Here is a 23,019-nt window from a genome sequence, read left to right on the forward strand (position 1 = left end):
TTTCGCCGGACGTCGCGTTGAGCGCCATCTGGCAGTCGGTTCCGATCCGCGCCCAACGCGGAAGGGATGAAGCCCGCCGACGATGTCGGCAGGCTTCGGATCAGTTTACGCTACGACGTAAGGCAGCAGGCCGAGGAAGCGGGCGCGCTTGATGGCCTGGGCCAGTTCGCGCTGCTTCTTCTGGGAAACTGCGGTGATACGCGAAGGAACGATCTTGCCGCGCTCGGAAATGTAGCGCTGCAGGAGGCGTACGTCCTTGTAGTCGATCTTCGGTGCATTCGCGCCCGAGAAGGGGCAGGTCTTGCGACGACGATGGAAGGGACGACGTGCCTGAGAAGAGGATGCATCAGCCATTGTAATTTCTCCTGTTCTACAGATTACGCGCGGTCTTCGCGGGGACGGCGCTCGAAGCCGCCTTCACGCGGGCCACGGTCCGGACGCGGACCACGGTCGCCGAAATCTCGGCGCGGGCCACGGTCGTCGCCGTCACGACGCGGACGGTCGTCACGGTCGCGCTTCTGCATCATCGCAGACGGGCCTTCTTCGTGGGCTTCAACAGCGATGGTCATGTAACGAAGAATGTCTTCGTTGATGCGCATCTGGCGCTCCATTTCATGGACGGCGGCTGCCGGAGCATCGATGTCCATGAGGGCGTAGTGAGCCTTGCGGTTCTTCTTGATGCGGTAGGTCAGGGACTTGAGGCCCCAGTTTTCTACGCGCCCGACCTTGCCGCCGTTAGCTTCGAGGACACCCTTGTACTGTTCGACGAGGGCATCAACCTGCTGAGCGGACATATCCTGCCGGGCAAGGAATACGTGTTCGTAAAGAGCCATGTAAGCTTTGCCTTTTCTTGCGGTTGTCGTCACCCGGAACCGGCGCTAAGCCTCACAGACTGCTCCTGTGCGGCAAAGCCGCGGCAAGAAAAGTTTTGTGTTCGAGACGGTCGAGAGCGGAGACACGGGAGGCCGGAAACCCTTAATAGTTCCTGCTGCAAGCCAAGCGACCTGCCAGCCCTCCGTTCAGCCACCAGCCGGAAGACCGGGTGTTGTGAACGGCGCGCTTATACGCGGATTCCCAGATTAAGCAAGGGCCGCAAGGATTATTCTCCCCGCGGCCCCGCTATGATTTTGAAATCGGTGACGCTGCTGGTTCAGATCGGCATCGGATAGTCGCGGTGAATGCGCGCAATCTCCTTGAGGATCTCGTCCGACAGGACGATGTTGGCAGCGCCGATGTTGACCTTCAGCTGCTCCATTGTCGTGGCGCCGATGATGGCGGCTGCCATGAACGGCCGGGTCAGACAAAATGCGATGGCGAGCGCGGAAGGATCGATGCCGTGAGCATGGGCAAGATCGACATAGGCCTGGGTCGGCGCCTGCTGCTGTGGCGCAAGCCGTCCTCCGATATCGCCATTGATGCTGCCGCGCGAGCCGGCAGGCTTCAGGCCGTCGAGATATTTACCTGACAGGATGCCGCCGGCGAGTGGTGAATAGGCGAGGAGGCCGACATCTTCGTGATATGAAAGTTCTGCCATGTCGAGGTCGTGCGTGCGGTAAAGCAGATTGTATTCGTTCTGGACGGTGGCAACACGCGGCAATCCGCGCTCCTCCGCGAGGGAGAGGAACTTCTGGGTGCCCCAGGTCGTCTCGTTCGACAGGCCGATGGCGCGGATCTTGCCGGCCTTCACGCATTCGCCCAGTGCTTCGAGCTTTTCCGCCATGTCGCTGACGGCTGTGCTGCGATCCTGCCTGGATGGGTCGTAATTCCAGGCCTGGCGGAAGTGATAGTGTCCCCGGTTAGGCCAGTGGATCTGGAAGAGGTCGATGTAATCGGTCTTCAGTCGGGCAAGGCTCGCGTCAACGGCCTGATGAACGGCCTTGGCCGTAATTGGCTGCCCCTCGCGGATATAGGGGCGCCCGGAACCGGCGATCTTGGTGGCAAGCACAATCTTGTCACGCTTGCCGCTTTTCGCGATCCAGTTGCCAATAATGGATTCCGTCAGGGTGTAGGTTTCGGCCGAAAGCGGGGTGGTGGGGTAAAGCTCGGCCGTGTCGAAGAAGTTCACGCCATGGTCCAGCGCATAGTCCATCTGCGCGAAGGCTTCGTCCTGCGTGTTCTGCGAGCCCCATGTCATGGTGCCGAGGCAGATCTGCGACACGGCAATATCCGTGCGCCCGAGTTTCGTGTGTCTCATGAAAATGTCCTTGGTGGGGGAGGCGATGGAAACTTAGGCAAGTCTCGGTGAGGCGCAAGTCGCGAAGAAGACATTTTTGGCGATGCCCGCCCCGAAGGCGACGGTGGAGCCGTCACCGACTGTGACGGATGTCCTTTAATTGCCAAGCCGATGGACTAAAGCGCCTCCGTGATGCTGTGGGCAAATCCGCTTGCCGAAGGAGTAAGGACCTCATGAAGACGTCAACCATGTTAAAGCTTGGCATTTCTGCCGTCGCGGCGCTGGCAGGGGCCGCGTTCATGTGTCAAGGCGAACTCAAGACCGCAGGGCATGCGCGAAAGCTCGTTGCCGAAGGGGTGACTGTGACTGCGGAAGTGACGGGGGCAACCACCGAGTCGCGGAAGAAATATGGGTTCACCACATCTAAGTCGGCCGAAGTCGACTACAGCTTCGAAACGGCTGATGGCCAGATCCAGAATGGTCACGACTCGATCGAGGTCGCAGCGCTTGAGGCAATGACGGACCCTCAGGATAGCTCCCTGCTGCTCGACGATGCGGCGGTCGAGATCCTCTATATGCCGAGCGATCCTAGCGACAACGGAGTAAAGTCGGCACTGGTCTCGCATCAGGCGCCGGACCTTCTGATGGTCGCGCTGATCGCGGTCTTTGGCGGTGCGATTGCTTACGGCATACTTGCACGCCTCAGTGGTTTCCTGGCCGTTGCTCGTTCCCGTTTGGCGGCCTGATCCGCGACAGGGCCCGGCTCATTTTGGTGTTGAAAGGGGTGGCGCTTCATCGCTCGCAACCCTTGACTCCCGCGGCAGATCGTGAACTTGAAGACGAAAAAGCTAGGGAAGGACGATGATCCCATGACAGTTGCATTCACTTTTCCCGGCCAGGGCAGTCAGGCCGTCGGCATGGGCAAGGATCTTGCCGACAGTTTCGCTGAGGCCCGCGCCGTGTTCGAAGAGGTCGACGCAGCCCTCGGCCAGAAGCTTTCCGACATCATGTGGAATGGCCCCGAGGAAACGCTGACACTGACCGCGAACGCCCAGCCGGCCTTGATGGCTGTCTCGATGGCCGTGATCCGCGTTCTCGAATCCAAGGGCCTCGACCTCAAATCGAAGGTTTCCTTCGTTGCGGGACATTCGCTCGGCGAATACTCGGCACTCTGCGCCGCCGGCACTTTCTCGATTGCTGACACCGCACGTCTCCTGCGCATCCGTGGCAATGCCATGCAGGCGGCCGTTCCGGTCGGTGAAGGCGCGATGGCGGCGATCATCGGTCTGGAGCACGGCGACGTCCAGGCAATCTGCCTTAAAGCATCCGCCGTCGGTCCCTGCCAGATCGCCAACGACAATGGCGGTGGCCAGCTGGTGATTTCGGGCGGCAAGGCAGCCGTCGAAAAGGCAGCGGCACTCGCCACCGAAAAGGGCGCCAAGCGCGCCATCATGCTGCCAGTCTCTGCGCCGTTCCATTCGGCGCTGATGGGCCCTGCCGCTGACGCGATGCGCGAGGCTCTCTCCACGGTCGAGAAGCGCGATCCGACCGTGCCGTTGATCGCCAATGTGCGGGCCGAGCCCGTAACCTCCGCCAGCGAAATCGCCGATCTGCTCGTCGAGCAGGTGACCGGCCAGGTGCGCTGGCGCGAAACGGTCGAGTGGTTCGGTGCCAATGGTGTCACGACCCTCTACGAGATCGGCGCCGGCAAGGTGCTGACGGGGCTTGCCCGCCGCATCGACAAGAACATCTCCGGCATTGCCGTCAACGGCCCTGCCGATATCGACGCGGCAATTGCCGCTCTGAACGGCTGAACGCCGCCAACGTTGAACAAGGAAAACCATCATGTTTGACCTGACCGGCCGCAAGGCCCTCGTGACCGGTGCCACTGGCGGCCTCGGTGAAGAGATCGCCCGCCTGCTGCACAAGCAGGGTGCCATCGTCGGCCTGCACGGCACGCGCGTCGAAAAACTTGAAGCACTGGCCGCCGAACTTGGCGACCGCGTCCACATCTTCCCGGCCAACCTCTCTGACCGCGCCGAAGTCAAGGCGCTTGGCGAGAAGGCGGAAGCCGAACTCGGTGGCGTCGATATTCTCGTCAACAACGCCGGCATCACCAAGGACGGCCTGTTCGTCCGTATGTCGGACGAGGACTGGGATGCGGTTCTCGAGGTGAACCTGACGTCGGTTTTCCGCCTGACGCGTGAACTGACCCATCCGATGATGCGTCGCCGTCATGGCCGCATCATCAACATCACCTCGATCGTCGGCGTCACCGGCAATCCGGGTCAGACCAATTACTGCGCCTCCAAGGCCGGCATGATCGGTCTTTCCAAGTCGCTCGCCCAGGAAATCGCCACCCGCAACGTGACGGTCAACTGCGTGGCGCCGGGCTTTATCGAAAGCGCCATGACCGGCAAGCTGAACGACAAGCAGAAAGATGCAATCATGGGTGCAATTCCGATGAAGCGCATGGGCGCGGGATCGGATATTGCGGCCGCCGTCCTCTATCTCGCCTCCGACGAAGCGGGTTATGTCACTGGCCAGACGCTGCATGTGAATGGCGGCATGGCGATGATCTGATCACAAGGCCGGAAAGACGCCTGTCACAGAAGGATGTTGACCAATGGGACAGGTTGAATTTCTGGCTTTGCGGCGCGCTTAAACCGTGTTAAGCGGGCCATGACTGTGAGCAGTCGCTCCATCGCATGAGCCGAAGTTTATGCTTTTGTTTGCATAAACCGCTCTGAGGTTGAGCTGAACGGGTTTGCTGGTGGGGACGCTTGACGTTCGCCGGTTGAATGCAGGGTAGGGCAGCCATTATGGCTCCCTCTGAGATTAAGAAGGTCGAGGTTACCGACATGAGCGATATCGCAGAACGCGTGAAGAAAATTGTAGTTGATCATCTCGGCGTTGACGCTGAAAAGGTTGTCGAAGGCGCGAGCTTCATCGACGATCTGGGCGCGGATTCGCTCGACACGGTCGAACTGGTCATGGCCTTCGAAGAAGAGTTCGGCGTTGAAATCCCGGACGACGCTGCTGACTCGATCCTGACCGTCGGCGACGCTGTAAAGTTCATCGAGAAGGCTCAGGCCTGATCGATCGAGAGTTTGCGGAAGGCGGGCTTTGCCCGTCCTGTCCGCTTGGGCCCGCTTCATGCGGGCCTTCTTGTATAATGACCATATGAACCGGCCGAGCGAGGCCGACAACTGCAGGGTGGGCCACGAACGATGAGACGTGTCGTTATCACCGGTACCGGCATGGTATCTCCTCTCGGCTGTGGCACGGAACTGACCTGGCAGCGTTTGCTGGCTGGTCAGAGCGGCGCCCGCCTCGTCACCGAGTTCGAGGTGGACGACCTGCCTGCAAAGATCGCCTGCCGCATCCCCACCCAAGGCGAAGGCGCTTATAGCGCCGACGACTGGATGGAGTTGAAGGAGCAGCGCAAGGTCGATGCCTTCATCATCTACGCGATCGCGGCTGCCGACATGGCTCTCAAGGATGCTGGCTGGGAGCCGAAGACCGATGACGACCAGTGCGCCACCGGCGTTCTGATCGGCTCGGGCATCGGCGGCCTCGAAGGCATTGTCGAAGCCGGCCATATCCTGCGCGACAAGGGGCCGCGCCGCCTGTCGCCCTTCTTCATTCCAGGCCGCCTGATCAATCTTGCCTCCGGCCAGGTGTCGATCCGCCACAAGCTGCGCGGTCCGAACCATTCCGTCGTCACCGCCTGCTCGACCGGCGCGCATGCCATTGGTGACGCTGCCCGCCTGATCGGACTCGGCGATGCCGATGTCATGGTCGCAGGCGGCACGGAATCCCCGATCAGCCGCATCTCGCTTGCCGGTTTTGCCGCTTGCCGCGCGCTGTCGACTGCCCGCAACGACGATCCGACCGCTGCATCGCGCCCCTATGACAAGGATCGCGACGGCTTCGTCATGGGCGAGGGTGCCGGTATTGTCGTTCTGGAAGAACTCGAGCATGCCAAGGCGCGCGGCGCCAAGATCTATGCCGAAATCGTCGGCTACGGCCTCTCGGGCGACGCCTTCCACATCACCGCCCCCTCGGAAGATGGCGACGGTGCGTTCCGCTGCATGACCATGGCGCTGAAGCGCGCAGGTCTGACGGCAGGCGATATCGACTACATCAACGCGCATGGCACCTCGACCATGGCCGACACGATCGAACTCGGTGCGGTCGAACGGCTGGTGGGTGAGCACGCGTCGAAGATTTCGATGTCGTCCACCAAGTCGGCCATCGGCCACCTTCTCGGGGCTGCCGGAGCCGTGGAAGCGATCTTCTCCGCCCTCGCGATCCGCGACGGCGTTGCACCGCCGACGCTGAACCTCGATAATCCGGATGTCGAAACCAAGATCGACCTCGTGCCGCATACGGCGCGCAAGCGTGACATCCGTGTTGCCCTGTCCAATTCCTTCGGATTTGGCGGCACGAATGCCTCGCTGGTCCTGAAGCGCTACGAGGATTGACGGATAGGCCGGGGCGGGGTGCTGAGCTTTGGATGCTTGGCACCGCGCACTTGCCCGGCCCCCGTTGTTACGGCTAGAAAAACAGTCTCCGTCCGGCGTTTGTGTGAACGTGCCGGCCCGGATTTTTGCCGCATTGCTGACCGAAACAGCCGCGACAGCCAAATCAAGTAGGATTGCCGGTGACCGACAATATCCCGAATGGCAGCAGCCAGAACCAAGGTATCCCCTTCGGCCGAGACGGCGAGGCCGCAAAAGGGCCTCTTATCCCGAAATCGCCGGCCGACGTTCTGCGTCCGGAGCGGGTGCCGCAGCCACCGCGCCGTTCCCGCAAGGCGCGGAGCCAGCTGGTGATCTTCCTGAACTTCCTGATGACGATTGTCGTCTTCGTCTTCGTGGTCGCCGTGGCCGTGTTCTATTACGCCATGGATGCCTATCAGCGCCCAGGTCCGACAACGGCCAATAGCAGCTTTGTCGTGCGCACCGGTGCCGGTCTCGCCGAGATTGCCAACAATCTTGAGCGCAACGGCATCGTCTCCGACGCCCGCGTCTATCGATACGTCACGGCAACCTATCTTCAGGAAGGCCAGACGCTGAAGGCCGGTGAATATGAGATCAAAGCCGGGGCCTCGATGAAGGATATCACCGAGCTGCTCGAATCCGGCAAGTCCATCCTCTACACCGTGTCATTCCCGGAAGGCCTGACCGTCAACCAGATGTTCCAGCGCTTGAGCCAGGATCCTGTTCTGGAGGGCGAAATGCCGGCGACCATGCCGCCGGAAGGCAGCCTTCGTCCCGACACCTACAAGTTCAGCCGTGGCACCAAGCGCGCCGAGATCGTCGCCCAGATGCAGGCAGCGCAACAGAAGCTGATTGATCAGATCTGGGAGAAGCGCGATCCGGACCTGCCGGTGAAGACAAAGGAGGAGTTTGTTACGCTCGCCTCCATCGTCGAGAAGGAGACCGGCAAGGATGACGAACGTGCCCATGTCGCTTCCGTCTTCATTAATCGCCTGAACAAGAAGATGCGCCTGCAATCCGATCCGACGATCATCTACGGGCTGTTCGGCGGCGAAGGCAAACCGGCAGATCGCCCGATCTACCAGTCCGACATCAAGAAGGAAACGCCGTACAACACCTATGTGATCCGCGGCCTGCCGCCTGGTCCGATCGCCAATCCCGGCCGCGCCGCCCTTGAAGCCGTCGCTCACCCGTGGAAGACCGACGACATCTATTTTGTCGCCGATGGCAGCGGTGGACATGCTTTCGCGTCGACATTGGAAGAGCACAATGCCAATGTTCGTCGCTGGCGCAAGCTGGAGGCCGAGCGTGCGCAGACGCCGCCAGCCACGCTCGATGTCGCACCCGAGGTCGATCCCGGCACAAGCAACTAAAAGTCCGGGGAAGGGACTGGGGCATGACATTGCAATCCATGACGGGCTTTGCCCGCGTAGAAGGCTCGTCGGGTCGCTACCGCTGGGCCTGGGAGCTGCGTTCGGTCAACGGCAAGGGACTTGATATCCGGTCCCGTCTGCCGCAGGGCCATGAGCATCTCGAGGCTGATCTTCGCCGTCTTCTGGGCGCGGGGTTGAGCCGTGGCAATCTGCAGGTCGGCCTGACCGTGACTGTCAGCGAGAACCGCGTGGAAGCGGTTCTGAACCGCGATGCGCTTGATGCCGTCCTCGCCCTGCGCAAGACGCTCGGTCCCGAGCTTGTCGATCCGGCGCCCATGCGCCTCGACTCGCTCCTCTCCATTCGTGGACTGGTGGATCTGCGAGAGGCAACAGATGATGCCGAGGCAATTGCCGCCCGTGACGCAGACATTCTGGGCGGACTTTCGGCCGCTGCTGATGCCATGGTGGCTATGCGCCAGAGCGAGGGTGTTGCCCTTGGTCATATCCTGTCAGATCACATCAGCCGGATCGAGGAATTGGCCTCGCAGATCGAGGCCGATCCGGCTCGACGGCCAGAAGAGATCGGACGCCGGCTTGAAGCGCAGGTCGCCAGCCTGATGGATGGCGCGACCGGCCTTGACCGTGATCGCCTGCATCAGGAAATCGCTCTACTGGCGACCAAGGCCGATCTACGCGAGGAAATCGACCGGCTGAAGGCGCATGTCACGGCCGCTCGCGATTTGATCGCGGCAGGCGGGCCGATCGGGCGCAAACTCGATTTCTTGGCGCAGGAATTTAACCGCGAAGCAAACACTATCTGTTCCAAATCGACTTCGGTTGCGGTAACGGCCGCCGGGATCGAGTTGAAGGTCGTCATCGATCAGTTCCGCGAACAGGTTCAGAATCTGGAGTAGTCCATGGCCCCTTCGACTTCCTCGCGCGTCACCATCGCCAGACGCGGCCTGATGCTGGTCATCTCCTCGCCCTCCGGTGCGGGCAAGTCGACGATTGCCAGGACCCTGATGGACAGAGATCCGGAGATCAGCCTTTCGGTCAGCGTTACCACGCGCCAGCGGCGCCAGAGCGAGATCGAGGGTGTGCACTATCATTTCGTTTCGCAGCGCGAGTTCGAACGCCTGCGGGACAGCGACTCGCTGCTGGAATGGGCTGAGGTTCACGGCAATTTCTATGGCACACCTCGGGAAGCGGTTGAAACCGCGATGGGTGAGGGCCGCGACATGCTTTTCGACATTGATTGGCAGGGTGCCCAGCAATTGCAGGAAAAGATGTCGGCCGACGTCGTTTCGATTTTCATCCTGCCGCCGACCATGGCTGAACTCCAGTCGCGCCTGCACCGGCGCGCCGAGGATACCGAGGAGGTCATCCAGACCCGCCTCAATAACTCGCGCTCTGAGATCCAGCACTGGCGGGAATATGATTACGTCATCGTCAACGACGACCTGAACTCTGCCTTCGATGCGGTACAGTCGATTGTGAAGGCCGAGCGCCTGAGGCGGGACCGCCGCCACGGCATGTTCGACTTCGTCGACGGGCTCATTGCCTGAATGGTTGAAGCGTGCTTCGCTGCACCAATAAGATGACTAAGTTTTAGCTAAAATTAATCGCCTCCTTGTAGCGTTGGCTCTCTTGTAACTCAAGATTGCTGCGGGTGGGGGTGAAATGCGGATCACAGATATCTCGGTAAAGTGGAGGTTGATGGCTGCGCTGATGGCGCCGCTGGCGGCCGTGGCCGTTTTCGCAACCACTCAGATTAGTGCCACCCATGATCGATATGTGTCCGCCCACCAATTGGTGCAGGTCGCAAGCGACATCGGTGTATTGGGTGATTTGATCCACGCTTTGCAGGTGGAGCGGGGACTTTCTGCTGGTTTCCTCGGCTCAAAGGGCCAGCGGGGCGCCGAGCCTCTCCGCGCGGCGCGTATGAAGGTGGACGAGATGGGTGCCAAGCTCCCGGAAGCATTGGCAGGTGTCTCAACTCGGGGAGCAGTGGAACAGACCTCCATTGCACAGACCAAGGATGCGCTTGGCAAAATCACGCTGATCCGAGCGGATATTGACGGCTTGAAAATTGAGGGTCCGGCTTCCTTTTCCTATTTCACGGGTGTGGTCTCGGGCCTGATCGACGTATCCCGTACGCACTCACTGAGCAGTGCCTCCGAAGGTGATGCCGGTCGGCTGGTTGCTTACAATCTTTTTCTCAACGCCAAGGAATTGGCCGGGCAGGAGCGGGGCACAGGAAATGGTTTCATAAGCGCTGGTAAAAGTGACCCAAAGCGATTCCTGGCTTTTAGCGGCATGCATGGAGCTCAGTCCTCGCTCATGTCGCAAGCCTTGAAGCTCGTTCGGGAGGACGATCGCATTCTGCTCAGCGGCATTTTGAACGACGATGACCCCGCCGTCATTGAACAGATGCGCAACGGTTTGATTTCAGGCGGTGCAGGTGCAGACCTTACTTCGTTGAGCGCACCGGACTGGTTTGCTGCAACGACGAAACGCATCGACCGGCTCAAGCGCGTTGAAGATGTATTGCTGGCCGAAATTGTCAGCTCTGCAACAGAGGCCGCACGGACGCAGCTAAACAGTTTGATCGTGATCTCATCTTCGATCCTGGCCGGCCTCGTCGTCGTTGCCCTTCTCGCCAGCTCAATGTCCTACACCATCGCCCGCCCACTGAAGATCCTCACTGATACTGTGGAACGCCTTGCTGCCAACGATATGAATGTTCGTCTCGATCAATCTGGGGGGCGCGACGAGATTGGCCGCATGGGCCGCGCGATCTACCAATGCATCGTCAATACGCAGGAAAAAGCTGAGTTCGACCGCCAGCAGGAACTGAGCAAGCAGGCGGCGGCCCGCGAGGCGGAGATCGAGGGGGAGCGCGAACAGGCCCGGCGTGCGGCCGAGATTGCCGCCGCGGTGCAAGCCTTGGGGCAGGGCCTGTCGGCTCTGGCTGGTGGTGAGACGACATACCGGATCGAACAGATCTTTGCCGGGGATCTCGACCGTCTCCGTTCAGATTTCAATGACTCTATGGAAAAACTTCACGCAGCCATGGCTGAGATCAGCGCCAGCTCGGAAGCCATTCACAGCGGCTCGAATGAGCTTGGTCAGGCTGCAGACGATCTGGCTCAGCGAACTGAGCGCCAGGCTGCAGCGCTGGAGGAAGCGTCTGCATCACTCGCCGGCGTCTCGGCGACGCTCAAGGATTCAGTTGTCCGGGCAGAGACGGTCGGCAATCTCGTCGACACTGCAATGTCCGATGCAAAGCGAACCGAAGCAGTTGTCAGCAATGCGGTCGAGGCCATAACGCAGATCGAGCGTTCGTCTGATCAGGTAGGTCAGATTATCGGCGTTATCGACGAGATCGCTTTCCAGACGAACTTGCTGGCCCTCAACGCAGGTGTTGAAGCGGCCCGCGCTGGCGAGGCTGGAAAGGGCTTCGCGGTTGTTGCCCAGGAAGTGCGCGAATTGGCTCAGCGCTCCGCGACTGCAGCACGCGAGATCAAGGCGTTGATCCAACGCTCTGCACAGGAGGTGCAGGTCGGCGTGGCACTGGTCGGCCAGACAGGTCAGGCTATTCAATCCATCGGTGCGAACGTTTCGACTATCAAGGATCAGGTTAGCGCCATCGTGTCCTCGTCCCGTGATCAGGCGACCTCGATTACCGAGATCAGTACCGCGATAGATCAGATGGATCAGATGACACAGCTGAATGCGGCCATGGTTGAGGAGGCCAATGCTGCAACGCATTCACTGGGCGTCGAGGTCAATCGCCTGAACCAACAGGTCGATATGTTCCGCGCAAGCCCAGCGCGGCGCATCCGGTCTGCTGCGTAAAATCCCCAGCGCCTCTTCGCATGCTAATATCCCGCCGATCGAGGATCGGCGGGATTGTTTTTTCACGAACTATTCCCCCCGCGGGAAGCGCTGGTTCTCTTCGAGCACGTTGAGATCCATGTGGTTGCGCATATAGCGTTCCGACGCCTTTTGCAGGGGTTGGTAGTCCCAGGGGAAGTAGGCGCCATTTCTGAGCGCCTTGTAGACCACATGACGCCGCGCCTGGCTTTCCCGCACGGCAGCATCGAACTGGGCGAGGTTCCAGCGTTCGGCGGCAAGATCGGACAGGCGTTCGAAGATCGGCAATGCGGCCGGATCGGTTGCAAGATTGGTCGTCTCATAGGGATCGGCTTCGAGATCGACCAGGATCGGTGGATCGGCTTCGCAAAGCGTCAGCTTGTAACGCTGGTCCCGCAAGCCCACCATCGGGCTGACCGTGCCTTCCGCCGCATATTCCATCGGCACGATTCCGCGCCCGCCGGTGCCCGTGGCGAGCGGCATGAGGTCCTCGCCATCGGTCCATGGTGCAAGTGTGGTGATGTCGATACCGGCAAGACCAGCGACCGTCGGCGTGATGTCGAGCGTTGATACCGGCGTGGTCACCAACCGGCCTTCGAGCCCCGGCACACAAAGCAACAATGGCACGCGGGCCGAGCCTTCGAGGAAGTTCATCTTGAACCACAGTCCGCGCTCACCCAGCATGTCACCATGATCGGAGACGAACAGGATCACCGTGTTGTCGGCCATTCTTGTGCGTTCGAGAACGTCGAGGATCTCGCCGATCTTGTCGTCGACATAGGAAACATTGGCGAAATAGCCCTGCCGGGCCCGGCGAATGTTCTCGTCGGTAATGTTGAATGCCGTGTGGTCACAGGCGTCCATCAGGCGCTTCGAATGGGGATCCTGCTCATCATAGGGGATGGCGGGAACAGAGGGTTCAAGCGCCGGGCAGTCCTCGTAGAGATCCCAATATCTGCGCCGCGCGACATAAGGGTCGTGCGGATGGGTGAAACTCACCGTCATGCACCACGGACGCTCGTCCTGGCCGCGTGACAGGTCGTAGAGCCGACGGGTGGCGTTGTAGGCGACCTCGTCATCATACTCCATCTGGTTGGTGATCTCGGCTACCCCGGCGCCGGTGACGGAGCCCAGATTGTGATACCACCAGTCGATGCGCTCGCCGGGCTTGCGATAGTCCGGCGTCCAGCCGAAATCGGCCGGATAGATGTCGGTGGTCAACCGCTCCTCGAAACCGTGCAGTTGGTCCGGGCCGACGAAATGCATCTTGCCGGACAGGCTGGTCTGGTAACCGGCGGCTCTCAGATGGTGCGCAAAGGTTGGAATGTCGGAGGCGAACTCCGCCGCGTTGTCATAGACGCGCGTGCGACTCGGCAACTGCCCCGACATGAAGGATGCGCGTGCAGGAGCGCAGAGCGGGCTTGCCGTATAGGTATTGGCAAAGCGCACGGAACGCTTCGCCAGGGCCTTCAGATGCGGCGCATGCAGAAAGTCTGCCGGACCATCCGGGAAGAGGGTGCCGTTGAACTGGTCCACCATCAGGATCAGGATATTGGGACGTGTCATGGGAGATTACCTTTCACAGCCCGAGGGCGGTCTTGACCGCTGCCTCGCCGGGCTGGCCGTCAAGCGTCTTCACGCCGCTCAGCCAGCCGTCGAGCACGGCGGGATTGGCCTTCAGCCAGGTGGACGCAGCCTCCTTGGCATCCTTGCCGCCGAGGATCTCGCCCATCAGCACATTTTCCATGCTGACATCGAAGGTCAAGTGTTTGAACAGGCTCGCGGCATTCGGGCAGCTTTCGCTCCAGCCCGTGCGCGCCAATGTATAGACTTCAGCACCGCCGAAGTTGGCGCCGAAATAGGCGTCGCCGCCCGAAAGATAGGTGAGCTTGAAGCGCTCGTTCATCGGATGCGGTGCCCAGGCGAGAAAGACGACGCCCTTGCCCTCCTTGGAAGCCCGTTCCACCTGGGCCAACATGGCCTGTTCACCCGACTCCACCAGCTCCCAGCCCTTGAGCCCAAATTCGCCGGCATCGATCATCTTCTGTATATTTGCATTGGCCGGAGCACCGGGCTCGATGCCGTAGATCTTGGAATCAAATTCGTCTGCATGGGCCGCGAGATCGGCAAAGTCCTTGATGCCCTTGTCGGCCGTCACGGTTGGAACCGCGAGCGTGAACTTTGCGCCGACAAGGTTCTTCGTCACCACCTCGACGGCCTTGGCGGCGTTGAGATCGTCGATAAAGGCCTGCTGGGCCGGCATCCAGTTGCCGAGGAACACATCGATCTCACCGTTTTTCATCGACTGGTAGCCGATTGGCACTGAGAGCGTCTTGACCTCCGGCTCGTAGCCGAGCGCTTCAAGCAGAACTGCAGCAACGGCATTGGTGGCGGTGATATCGGTCCAGCCGGGATCGGAGAGGCGGATCGCCTTGCAGCTCGCAGCATCGTCAGCCAGCGCGACGGAGCTGCTCAGTGCCGTCATGGTGATGGCGACAATGCCCGTCAGCCAGGTGGCTGGCTTTGTTGTTGTCCTGGTCATGCTGTTCCCCTCTCTAATGCTATTGGTTATGCTTATTGAAATTCGCAAGGTATCACCTGTGAAGTCGGAGAATTTTGATGCTTGGTATAAGTCAGCCTTATGTCTGATGCGCCTGTCGATCTCGGCTGGATGCGGTTGCTGGTTGAAGTGGACCGGCGTGGATCCTTGTCGGCCGCAGCCGAGGCCATGGGCCTCAGTCAGCCTGCTGTGAGTTACCAGATCAGGACGCTGGAGCAGCGTTTCGGTTGCGCCCTTTTGTTGCGTCTGCATCGGGGTGTCCGCTTCACAGAAGATGGCCGCCGCTTGCTGGCTGTCGCCATACGGACGGTTGAAGAGGTCGACGGGTTGGAGCGGGCGATCAAAGCGGCCCGCCGCCGTCCGGCAGTTCGCCTGACCACCGACTATGCCTTCTCGGGATTGTGGCTCATTCCGCGCATGCAGGCGTTCCGGCTGCAGAATCCGGATGTTGACCTCCAGATCGTCGCGTCGCAACGGCTGGGTAGCCACTGGCGCGACACGGCGGATGTGGCCGTTGCCTTCGGCCACAGATCCACTTTCGAGGAAGGCGCCAAGCTGCTGATGCCGGAAAAGGTCGTGCCGGTCTGCGCCCCGTCGATAAGGGCACGTCTGCAGCAAGGTGTTTCCGATGGCCTGGATATGGTCCCGCGCATACACCTTGACGCCGATCCGTCGTCGCCCTGGCTCGACTGGCCAGCCTATGTGGCTGAAAGCGGGATTGGTGGAAACCTTGGGCATGCCGCCGGCGACCTGCGGTTCAATACTTATTCCATGGTGATCCAGGCAGCCCTCGGCGGCCAGGGCGTGGCGCTTGGCTGGCTGGGTGTCGTCGACCAACTGCTCGAGGCCGGTCTGCTGGTCGTGGCCGGTGCTGAGGTCGAGGTTCCCGATCGTGGCTACTGGTTGATTGCCGCGAACGAATCGTCCCCAACCGCGCAGCTTGCGCGCTGGTTGGAGGCCGAAAGTGGGGTCGGCTGGCGCCGGGATGAGCGTTCGGAGACTGCCGTCAGATGAGGTTGGCGAGCCGAACGAATTCCTCGACGCTGAGCGTCTCGGCCCGTCGCTGCGGGTCAATCTCGGCCTTGGCCAGGAGCGCCTCGCCGCCAACCGGTTTCAGGCTTTGCCTGAGCATCTTTCGCCTCTGCCCGAAGGCGGCATGGGTGATGCGCTCCAGCTTGTCCTGATCGCAGGGCATTGGCGTCGCCCGCGGCACGAGATGGACCACCGTTGAGGTCACCTTCGGCGGCGGGGTGAAGGCCTGCGGTGGGATGTCGAAGGCCATATAGGCTTCGGTGCGCCAGCCGCAGAGCACGCCCAGGCGGCCATAATGGTTGTCATCCTCGCCAGCCACGATCCTCTGGCCTACTTCCTTCTGGAACATCAGCGTCAGCGATTGCCAGAAGGGTGGCCATTGCCGGGGCGAGAGCCAGTTCACCAGCAGTTGCGTACCGACATTGTATGGCAGGTTGGCGATGATCTTGACAGGTCGACCCTCGGCAAGCGTTTCGAAGTCGGTCTTCAGCGCGTCGCCCTCGATGACTTCGAGGCGGCCGGGATAATGTGCTTCGATCTCGGCCAGTGCCGGCAGGCAGCGCGGATCGCGCTCGACGGCGATGACCTTCTTTGCGCCAAGTGCGAGAATTGCGCGGGTCAGACCGCCAGGGCCGGGACCGACCTCGAAGACAACGGTGTCCTCAAGCGATCCGGCGGTGCGGGCGACCTTCTGCGTCAGGTTGAGGTCGAGCAGGAAGTTCTGGCCGAGCGCCTTTTTGGCATCCAGACCATGACGCGCGATCACGTCTCTGAGCGGCGGCAGTCCATCAAGAGCGGCCATCAGGTCTCCACCGCCTGCGTTGTCATCTGGTCGGCCATGCGCAGCGCCGCAACGAGGCTGTCTTCTTTGGCAAGCCCGCTCCCGGCGATGCCGAAGGCGGTGCCGTGGTCTGGCGATGTCCTGACGAAGGGCAGGCCGAGCGTGACATTGACGCTATCGTCGAAACCCAGCGCCTTGGCAGGGATCAGGGCCTGATCGTGATACATGCAGATGGCCACATCGTATCGGCTGCGGGCGTCGTCGTGGAACATGGTGTCGGCCGGCAGCGGGCCAAACGCATCGATGCCCTCGTCGCGGACGCGTCGGATGGCAGGATGGATGATGGACGCGTCTTCGGAGCCGATCGCCCCGCCTTCGCCGGCATGCGGATTGAGCCCGGCAACTGCCAGCCTGGGTGTAGCAAGGCCAAAGCGGTTTTTCAGGTCCCTGGCGACGATCCGGCATGTCTGGGCAATCAGATCGGCCGACAGGGCAGCCGATACGTCCCGGATCGGAATATGGATGGTCACGGGCACGGCACGCAACTTCGGACCCGCCAACATCATCACGGGCACCACGGGTTTCCCTGTTCTGCGAGCCGCGAGGTCTGCGAGAAACTCCGTATGTCCGGGGAACTGGAAACCGGCCTCGTAGAGGACCGACTTGGCAATCGGATTGGTCACCACTGCGCGCACATCGCCATCGAAGCAGGCAGAAACGGCCTTCTCGATGGATGCGATCGTCCCCCGCGCATAAGCGACATGCGGCTCTCCTGCGAGAACCGCGACACCGGCCGGAACCGGCAACACGGGAAGCGCTGACTGAAAGACTTCAGATGCATGGGCGAAATCCGTCTCGCTGACGGGTACGACCATATCCAGCATGCGGGCGCGCACGCGAAGCACTTCAGGATCACCAATCACGATGAAGGGCGGAAGCGAAAGCTCCTTACGCCTCTGCCACGCACGAAGCGTTACATCAGGCCCTATGCCTGCGGGGTCACCCTGGGTGAGGGCGAGGGGAAGGGCGTTGCTCATTCGGAGGACATTCCCCCGATCACTGCAGGACGATCTGGGCTTTGGCGCGCAGTTCTTCGAGATATTTCTTGGAGTTCGGGTTCTCGCCGCCCTGTTCCTCCTTGCCGAGGTCTTCGGCACGGAACACCATTTCAGCCGCCACGTCGTCAGAAACCTGGCGCTGGTTGCAGATGGCGAGATATTCGACGCCACGGTCAGTGACGCGCGTGCCGGTCGTGCCACCATTCGCCTTTTCGATCAGCGGCTTCCATTCCGGCGGCAGTTCCGGCTCCATTACGCGGCCGAGATTGCGGATCGAGACATCGCGGTAGTTCTTGGCAAATTCCATCGCCTGATCGCAGCCGGGGAAAGACGCGCGGGACTTTTCCGCCTCCGACTTGCGCTTGCCGGCAATGCCCTTCTTGGAGGCCGGTACCACGAAGATGACCTGCTTCAGGAAGTATTCTGTCGTCACCGGCTTCTGCTTGTTCTCCAGAAGGCGCGTCACGAGATCCTGGTTCGACATCTTGCCGCGCGAGCCGGCGCCATAACGGGCACTGACCAGCCTTGGCCAGCTCATGGAAATGGCGATGAAGGACTTGAAGTGGGCAGCGCCGACGCCCGCCTGGTCGAGAATGCCGTTCAGCTGCTTGGCCGTCATCTTGTTCGACGAGGCGAAGCGCTCGAAGGACTGATCCACTTCGGCAGTCGAAACGGACATGCCGATACGGGCGATCTCTTCGCGCTTCAGCGCCTCCTCAACGAGCTGCTCCTTTGCAAGCTTCTGCAGGTTGCCATTGCGGCGCTGGAGCTTGAGGAAGGCCACACGGCGGGACACATCGCCACTGGTGATGGCCGTCTTGTTGACAACGGCGACAACGGAGGTGGCGGCCATGGCAGGCGCTTCAACCGCAATCGGTGCGCTCAGCAAGGCCAATGCGATCAGTCCAGCGAGTGCGGAACGCGAGCCATTTTTTGCTTCAGCCATCTGAAATCCTCCCTTCGACCGGCTGTGGCGCCGGCGGACGTCGTCATGTCGTAGTATTAAAACCGCCGCACGGATTGCACAATCCGTGCGGCGAAACAATGGCCCGACGATGCGGACGAGGTCATTCGAACGATGTATCGCTCAAATTGATTTCGCCGAGCGTCCGGAATACCAGCTTGCCGCCGATGGTCCAGTCGTTGGCGGTTTCGGCATTCGGATCGTACTTGTCGGTGTAACCGATCGAGAATGTCGTACACTCGTCTTCGTAGGAAATGCCGACGCTGCGGCGGTTGAAGCTGTTGGCGTCGATATCGTAATTGACCGAGCCGAACACCGACCAGGTTTCGTTCAGCTTGACGGTAGACTTGCTGCTGACGGTCTGGTTGTCCTCATCGAAGCCATAGTCAGGCTGGGCCGCAACCTGGGTAAAGGTCAGGCTCGTCGTCATGCGGTTCGTCGAATAGGACGCGCCGATATCTGTGCGCTGGACTTCGAGTGTCTTTTCGTCCAGCCGGACACTTGCGCTGGCAGAAATTCCCATCGGAAGGTCGATCCCGGCCATGGCGACATAGTCGGAGACATCTGTTTCCAGACCCGAATAGGCGCCTGCATAAACCAGGTCGTCCGTCGCATACGAGTTCTGACCCGCCAGATGATAGGACTGACCGACAATGGCACGCAGGCCGACGCCGTTGTCGAAGCTGCCGGTGTAGCGCATGCCGACATTGGCACGCGTACCACCTTCGACGCGGTCGAAGCCCGAGAACTTGTCGCGATCGAAGAGATTAGTCGCATCAAAGACCATGCTTTGTGCGTCTTCGTTCGGCAGGCCGCCGGCCAGAACCTCGTCATTGCGCATGTAGATCTGCGCAATCGGTTCGATGATATGGGTGCTGTTGCCGGCTGTGATCAGCCAGGGATAGCGTGCTTCAACACCGGCCGTCAGCATGTGCCGGGTCGGGGCGTCGTTCGAGGTGAAGTCACCGGAGTAGCTGCCCGGCGCATCCATCGAAAGCCCGTAGGCATCGCCGCGCGCGGCGAGCAGCGGCGTGATCTGCAAGCCGCCCGGCGCATCATAGGTCCGCTGCCATTCAACTTCGCCCGTCAGGCGGTTCATATTGCCCTTGAGGCCGGAAAGCCCTGCGGACGAGAAGCGCGACAGCGACGTGAAGTTGAGCGTGCCGGAGAGCTGGCCGCCGGCAACCAGTTCAGGCGCGTAGTAGCTGTAGTCGATCGTCGGCAGGACCGTTGCCTGCTTCTTTTCGGCTTCGCTATTCAGATCGGCATCCTGGATGTCGAAATAGTAGCCGCGCATGTCGAAGAAATTCCGCTCGCCGACACCGGTCAGATAGACGACGTTGGTATTGGTCGAACTGCTGTGATCTTCGATGCCATATGTACGTGCGAAATTGTTGTCCGACTGGAACATCACGTCCCAGCCAAACGCCCAGCGCGAATTGATCTTGAAGTCGCCCTTGGTGGCGATCATGCCGCGGAAATCCTGGTCGGCATCGCTGGTGCCAGCGGTAAAGCCTTCCGTATCCATCTGGCTGATGCCGGCGACACGAATATTGGCATCGCCCTTCTCAAAGCGCTGACGGACCTCGCCTTCGAGCAAAACGCCCTGGCTGGTGTAACCGGTCGCCGTGATCGTCGCATCCCGGTCGGGCGCAATGGCAACATAGTAGGGAACCGCAATGCCGAAACCGAGTTTCTCGGCGGAGCGGAATTCAGGAAACAGGAAGCCGGACTTCCGCTTCACCGTATTATCCGGCACCACGATGAAAGGCAGCGTTGCGATCGAATGGCCGAAGAGTTCGAAACGTGCCTTTTCCAGGCGGATCGTTTTTTTCTCGCCATCCTGGATGACGCGCTCTGCCTTGACCTGCCAGATTGGCGGCTTCGACGGATTTTCCGCGCAGGGCAGGCAGGCTGTGTAGACGCCCTTGTGCAGGATCATCTGGGTGCCGCCGACGCGCTCGGCCGATTCCGCCACGAGGCGGGTATTGTCATTGGTTTCGATGCGCAGGGCGCGCAGGAATCCGTCCGAGAAGTTGTCGGTAACATCGAGGGAATCCGCATAGACGCGGTTACCCGTCGGCTCGACAAGTTCGATATTCCCGGCCGCGGTCACTCGGCCGGTCTTCTGGTCGTAAACGACCTGGCGCGCCACCATCTGGTAACCGCCGTAATTGATTTGCACTGCGCCATTGGCGATCACACGCTCGGCGTCGCGATCGTAGACGAGTTCATTGGCTGCCAGAAGCAGCTTTGCATCTTCAGAAACATCAGCACTTACAGGGGACTGCTGAGCGGTCTGGGCAAATGCTGCAGGGGCAGTGAGCGACAAGGCGCACACCGCAACACTGGTCAGCAAGGCTACCGAGAGCCGCCTGATATTCCTGCGGTCACTTACCGCCACTAACCGTCCTCCTTGTGAAGCAGAATCGTTGCCCCCAATGCCATGGCTACGACAACTGGTACCCATGCTGCAATATAGGGCGGCATCACACCGCTGCTTCCGAATGCCCTGACCAGCACCGTGACAACATAAAGCACGAAGCCAGACAGGATTCCACCGAGAATAACCGACCGGGATTGGTTGATACGGCTAAATTTCAGCGAAACGGTTGCAGCGATGAGTGTCATTGCCACCATCAGAAATGGCAGTGACAAAAGGGAATGAAACTGCGTTTCGAGTGCATAAGTGGACACGCCAAAGGAGCGAGCCACTTCGATTTTGTTAAAAAGATCATAAAAAGCAACGCTCTCTGGCTGCACCAGTCGCTGCTGTACGAACTCGGCATTGAGGTTGGTCGGAACCTTCGCCTCGGGAAGTCGCGTCTGGATCTCGCCAGGCCGCGTTTCGAGAACGTCGGTAAGGTTCCAGTAACCATCTTCCAACTTTGCCGACCGCGCGTCCTGTCGGAGCGCAATCCGGCCGTCCGGATCGAAGTGCAGGAGCACCGGTTCAACGAGGAGCGCGCCATCTTCAAGCACGGACCGGGCGCCAATGGCGACATCTGTTTTCCCGCTCGTTTGCCGCAGCCACGGAATCGGTGCTGGTTTGGTTCTGCCGGCAGTCTCACGCCAGCTGGCCTCGACTTCCGTGCCCTGGCGTTTGCCCCAGGCCGCAAGCGGATTGATCACCAGTGTGGTCGCAAGACCAACCAGAATGGCGCCGATCAGGAAGGGTGCCATGAACTGCCAGACAGAAATGCCGGCGGCACGCGCCACGACGAGTTCAGACTTGCGGTTCAGCCCGATCAGCGTTGCCATGCCGACAAACAAGCCGATGAAGGGAATGGTTTGCTGCAGGATCAGCGGTAGCCGAAGCGCGGTGAGATAAAGCACGCCTGTGACCGTGTAACCCGGCAGATCGGCATAGCGCGACGACGTCTCGGTAAAATCGATCAGAAACGTGATGCAAACCACACCGACGAGGAACCAGGCCATCATCGTGATGTAGCGACGGAAGAAATAGAGGCCGAGAGTCCGGATCATGTCGCATGCCCCGCATCTGGGTCGATGCGTTTGCGCATCGATGCAAAGGCGCGGGCAACGCCTTCCGTGAGGAAGCGCGGCAGCTGCGGTCTCTTGTTCAGCCGGAGAAAGATGAAGGAGATGATGCCGGCGGAAATCGGGATGGCGTACTGAACCAGAACGAAGCTGGCTGAATCTTCGGCGAGCGACGTCGCATAATTCGACATCCAGAAAACACCCAGCGCGAGCACCAGCGTCAGCGCCATCGGATGCAGTCGGGCTTCCCGATGCGAACGCGCGTCTCCACAGATGACCAGCGAGATCAGGATAAAGACGGCCGGAAACAGGCTGCTGCTCAGGCGTCTGTGCAGTTCCGCCCGATAGTCGCCCGGCTTGCGGCGATATTGTTCGTCCAGCGGGTCCGGATCGAGCAGAAAGCCGAGATCGCGGTCCTTGGCTCCGTAACGGGCCTGGCCACGTTCCTCGGACAGTTCAGACAGATCGAAAGCGTAGGAATCGAACCGAATGACGGTAACATCGCCATTCGGTGCCTTACGCTGCACTTCGCCATCCTGCATCACGAGCGCCTTGCCGTCTTCTTCGACGGCGCCTTCCCGCGCGTAATAAATCAGTTCGGATTCCGGATCGCGAGAATCCGCGATCAACAGACCCTTCAGTCCGCGTCCGGCCTGGCGTTCGGTGATCTGCACGTAGAGCCCGGGCTCCACCTGGCGAAAGCTGCGTTCCTCGATGACGGAGGACAGAAGATCGGCATAGGCGGTCGCGATCATGTCGCGCACGCTGACGCGCATGGCCGGCTCGACGAAACCGACCATGCCGAAGGTGAAGACACTGAGAACCACGCCGAGCGTGATCAGCGGCCTGTTGATGATGCTGCGCGGGGCGCCTGCCGCATCAATCACGGCCAGTTCGGAATCATTGTTCATCGTCGTCAGGGTCTGCGTCACGCCAATAACCAGCGCGAATGGCAGAACCGTCGAGACGAGGGTCGGCAGGATCATCGTCGCGAGGATCATGAACGAGCCAACTGATTGGCCGCTGTCCGTCACGAGGTTGATTCGCTGCAGAACCTGCGTCGTCCAGATGATGGCCAGCACCGGCAGAAGAGCCGTGAGGAACATCAGCAGGACACGCTTCACAATGTATTTTTCGAGTATCTTCATACAGTTTCCCGGGCGGCCTGATCTCCGGTGGGAGGGCTCGAGGTTGGT

The 23,019-nt window shown here is 60.5% G+C and carries 21 protein-coding genes; 10 read left to right on the forward strand and 11 right to left on the reverse strand.

Annotated features, from left to right (window positions below):
- Nucleotides 1–105: 105 nt before the first annotated feature.
- The 3 genes from rpsR to IP76_RS19160 all read right to left on the reverse strand — a co-directional run bounded on the left by rpsR (nucleotide 106) and on the right by IP76_RS19160 (nucleotide 2,194).
- Complete coding sequence (gene rpsR / locus IP76_RS19150; protein WP_003502063.1) at nucleotides 106–354, reverse strand: 30S ribosomal protein S18; 249 nt, start codon at nucleotides 352–354, stop codon at nucleotides 106–108.
- Nucleotides 355–377: 23 nt separating this feature from the next.
- Nucleotides 378–833, reverse strand: a complete 456-nt coding sequence (gene rpsF, locus IP76_RS19155; protein WP_054159836.1) for a 30S ribosomal protein S6 — start codon at nucleotides 831–833, stop codon at nucleotides 378–380.
- A 317-nt stretch (nucleotides 834–1,150) separates the two neighbouring features.
- Nucleotides 1,151–2,194: an aldo/keto reductase gene (locus IP76_RS19160; protein WP_054159837.1), complete on the reverse strand. Its 1,044-nt coding sequence runs from the start codon at nucleotides 2,192–2,194 to the stop codon at nucleotides 1,151–1,153.
- Nucleotides 2,195–2,406: 212 nt separating this feature from the next.
- Between IP76_RS19160 and IP76_RS19165 the strand changes: the two genes are divergently transcribed.
- The 9 genes from IP76_RS19165 (at nucleotide 2,407) to IP76_RS19205 (ending at nucleotide 11,909) form a co-directional block, all read left to right on the forward strand.
- Nucleotides 2,407–2,919 (forward strand): DUF3592 domain-containing protein, encoded by a 513-nt coding sequence (locus tag IP76_RS19165; protein WP_197278385.1) that lies wholly within the window; start codon nucleotides 2,407–2,409, stop codon nucleotides 2,917–2,919.
- A gap of 123 nt (nucleotides 2,920–3,042) precedes the next feature.
- Nucleotides 3,043–3,987, forward strand: a complete 945-nt coding sequence (fabD, locus tag IP76_RS19170) for an ACP S-malonyltransferase (protein ID WP_054159839.1) — start codon at nucleotides 3,043–3,045, stop codon at nucleotides 3,985–3,987.
- A gap of 31 nt (nucleotides 3,988–4,018) precedes the next feature.
- Complete coding sequence (fabG, locus tag IP76_RS19175) at nucleotides 4,019–4,756, forward strand: 3-oxoacyl-[acyl-carrier-protein] reductase (RefSeq protein WP_054159840.1); 738 nt, start codon at nucleotides 4,019–4,021, stop codon at nucleotides 4,754–4,756.
- Between the two features lie 278 nt (nucleotides 4,757–5,034).
- The gene (locus IP76_RS19180) at nucleotides 5,035–5,271 is read left to right on the forward strand and encodes an acyl carrier protein (protein WP_006727438.1); all 237 of its coding nucleotides are present in this window, start codon (nucleotides 5,035–5,037) and stop codon (nucleotides 5,269–5,271) included.
- A 132-nt stretch (nucleotides 5,272–5,403) separates the two neighbouring features.
- Entirely contained in the window at nucleotides 5,404–6,660 is a 1,257-nt protein-coding gene (gene fabF, locus IP76_RS19185; RefSeq protein ID WP_054159841.1) for a beta-ketoacyl-ACP synthase II, read from the forward strand.
- A 191-nt stretch (nucleotides 6,661–6,851) separates the two neighbouring features.
- Nucleotides 6,852–8,051 carry an endolytic transglycosylase MltG gene (gene mltG / locus IP76_RS19190; RefSeq protein ID WP_082352628.1) on the forward strand — a complete coding sequence of 400 codons (1,200 nt, stop codon included), beginning with the start codon at nucleotides 6,852–6,854 and terminating at the stop codon, nucleotides 8,049–8,051.
- A 23-nt stretch (nucleotides 8,052–8,074) separates the two neighbouring features.
- Nucleotides 8,075–8,965 carry a YicC/YloC family endoribonuclease gene (locus IP76_RS19195; protein ID WP_054159842.1) on the forward strand — a complete coding sequence of 297 codons (891 nt, stop codon included), beginning with the start codon at nucleotides 8,075–8,077 and terminating at the stop codon, nucleotides 8,963–8,965.
- Between the two features lie 3 nt (nucleotides 8,966–8,968).
- Entirely contained in the window at nucleotides 8,969–9,616 is a 648-nt protein-coding gene (gmk, locus tag IP76_RS19200) for a guanylate kinase (RefSeq protein ID WP_054159843.1), read from the forward strand.
- A gap of 115 nt (nucleotides 9,617–9,731) precedes the next feature.
- The gene (locus IP76_RS19205; protein ID WP_082352622.1) at nucleotides 9,732–11,909 is read left to right on the forward strand and encodes a methyl-accepting chemotaxis protein; all 2,178 of its coding nucleotides are present in this window, start codon (nucleotides 9,732–9,734) and stop codon (nucleotides 11,907–11,909) included.
- 69 nt (nucleotides 11,910–11,978) lie between these two features.
- Here the strand turns inward: IP76_RS19205 and betC are convergent, their stop codons facing one another.
- Both betC and IP76_RS19215 read right to left on the reverse strand, forming a co-directional pair.
- Nucleotides 11,979–13,493, reverse strand: coding sequence for a choline-sulfatase (gene betC / locus IP76_RS19210; protein WP_054159845.1), 1,515 nt, complete (start codon nucleotides 13,491–13,493; stop codon nucleotides 11,979–11,981).
- Nucleotides 13,494–13,506: 13 nt separating this feature from the next.
- The gene (locus tag IP76_RS19215; RefSeq protein ID WP_054159846.1) at nucleotides 13,507–14,469 is read right to left on the reverse strand and encodes a choline ABC transporter substrate-binding protein; all 963 of its coding nucleotides are present in this window, start codon (nucleotides 14,467–14,469) and stop codon (nucleotides 13,507–13,509) included.
- 99 nt (nucleotides 14,470–14,568) lie between these two features.
- Here IP76_RS19215 and IP76_RS19220 point away from each other — a divergent pair, with 99 nt between their 5' ends.
- Nucleotides 14,569–15,501, forward strand: a complete 933-nt coding sequence (locus IP76_RS19220) for a LysR family transcriptional regulator (protein WP_054159847.1) — start codon at nucleotides 14,569–14,571, stop codon at nucleotides 15,499–15,501.
- On the opposite strand, the gene rsmA is transcribed toward IP76_RS19220, so the two are convergent.
- From rsmA to IP76_RS19250, 6 genes are all read right to left on the reverse strand, one after another.
- Entirely contained in the window at nucleotides 15,494–16,321 is an 828-nt protein-coding gene (gene rsmA / locus IP76_RS19225; protein WP_054159848.1) for a 16S rRNA (adenine(1518)-N(6)/adenine(1519)-N(6))-dimethyltransferase RsmA, read from the reverse strand. The two genes, IP76_RS19220 and rsmA, sit on opposite strands and share 8 nt — an antisense overlap.
- Nucleotides 16,321–17,337 carry a 4-hydroxythreonine-4-phosphate dehydrogenase PdxA gene (gene pdxA / locus IP76_RS19230; RefSeq protein WP_054159849.1) on the reverse strand — a complete coding sequence of 339 codons (1,017 nt, stop codon included), beginning with the start codon at nucleotides 17,335–17,337 and terminating at the stop codon, nucleotides 16,321–16,323. Before pdxA ends, rsmA begins: the two co-directional genes overlap by 1 nt.
- 19 nt (nucleotides 17,338–17,356) lie before the next feature.
- Nucleotides 17,357–18,304, reverse strand: coding sequence for a peptidylprolyl isomerase (locus IP76_RS19235; protein WP_054159850.1), 948 nt, complete (start codon nucleotides 18,302–18,304; stop codon nucleotides 17,357–17,359).
- A 121-nt stretch (nucleotides 18,305–18,425) separates the two neighbouring features.
- Nucleotides 18,426–20,726, reverse strand: coding sequence for an LPS-assembly protein LptD (locus IP76_RS19240; protein ID WP_054159851.1), 2,301 nt, complete (start codon nucleotides 20,724–20,726; stop codon nucleotides 18,426–18,428).
- Entirely contained in the window at nucleotides 20,726–21,808 is a 1,083-nt protein-coding gene (gene lptG / locus IP76_RS19245) for an LPS export ABC transporter permease LptG (RefSeq protein ID WP_054159852.1), read from the reverse strand. The genes IP76_RS19240 and lptG overlap by 1 nt, the downstream gene beginning before the upstream one ends.
- Nucleotides 21,805–22,971, reverse strand: a complete 1,167-nt coding sequence (locus IP76_RS19250) for an LptF/LptG family permease (protein ID WP_054159853.1) — start codon at nucleotides 22,969–22,971, stop codon at nucleotides 21,805–21,807. The genes lptG and IP76_RS19250 overlap by 4 nt, the downstream gene beginning before the upstream one ends.
- Nucleotides 22,972–23,019 lie beyond the last annotated feature (48 nt).

This window comes from Rhizobium sp. AAP43, assembly GCF_001296045.1.
Taxonomy (GTDB): Bacteria; Pseudomonadota; Alphaproteobacteria; order Rhizobiales; family Rhizobiaceae; genus Allorhizobium.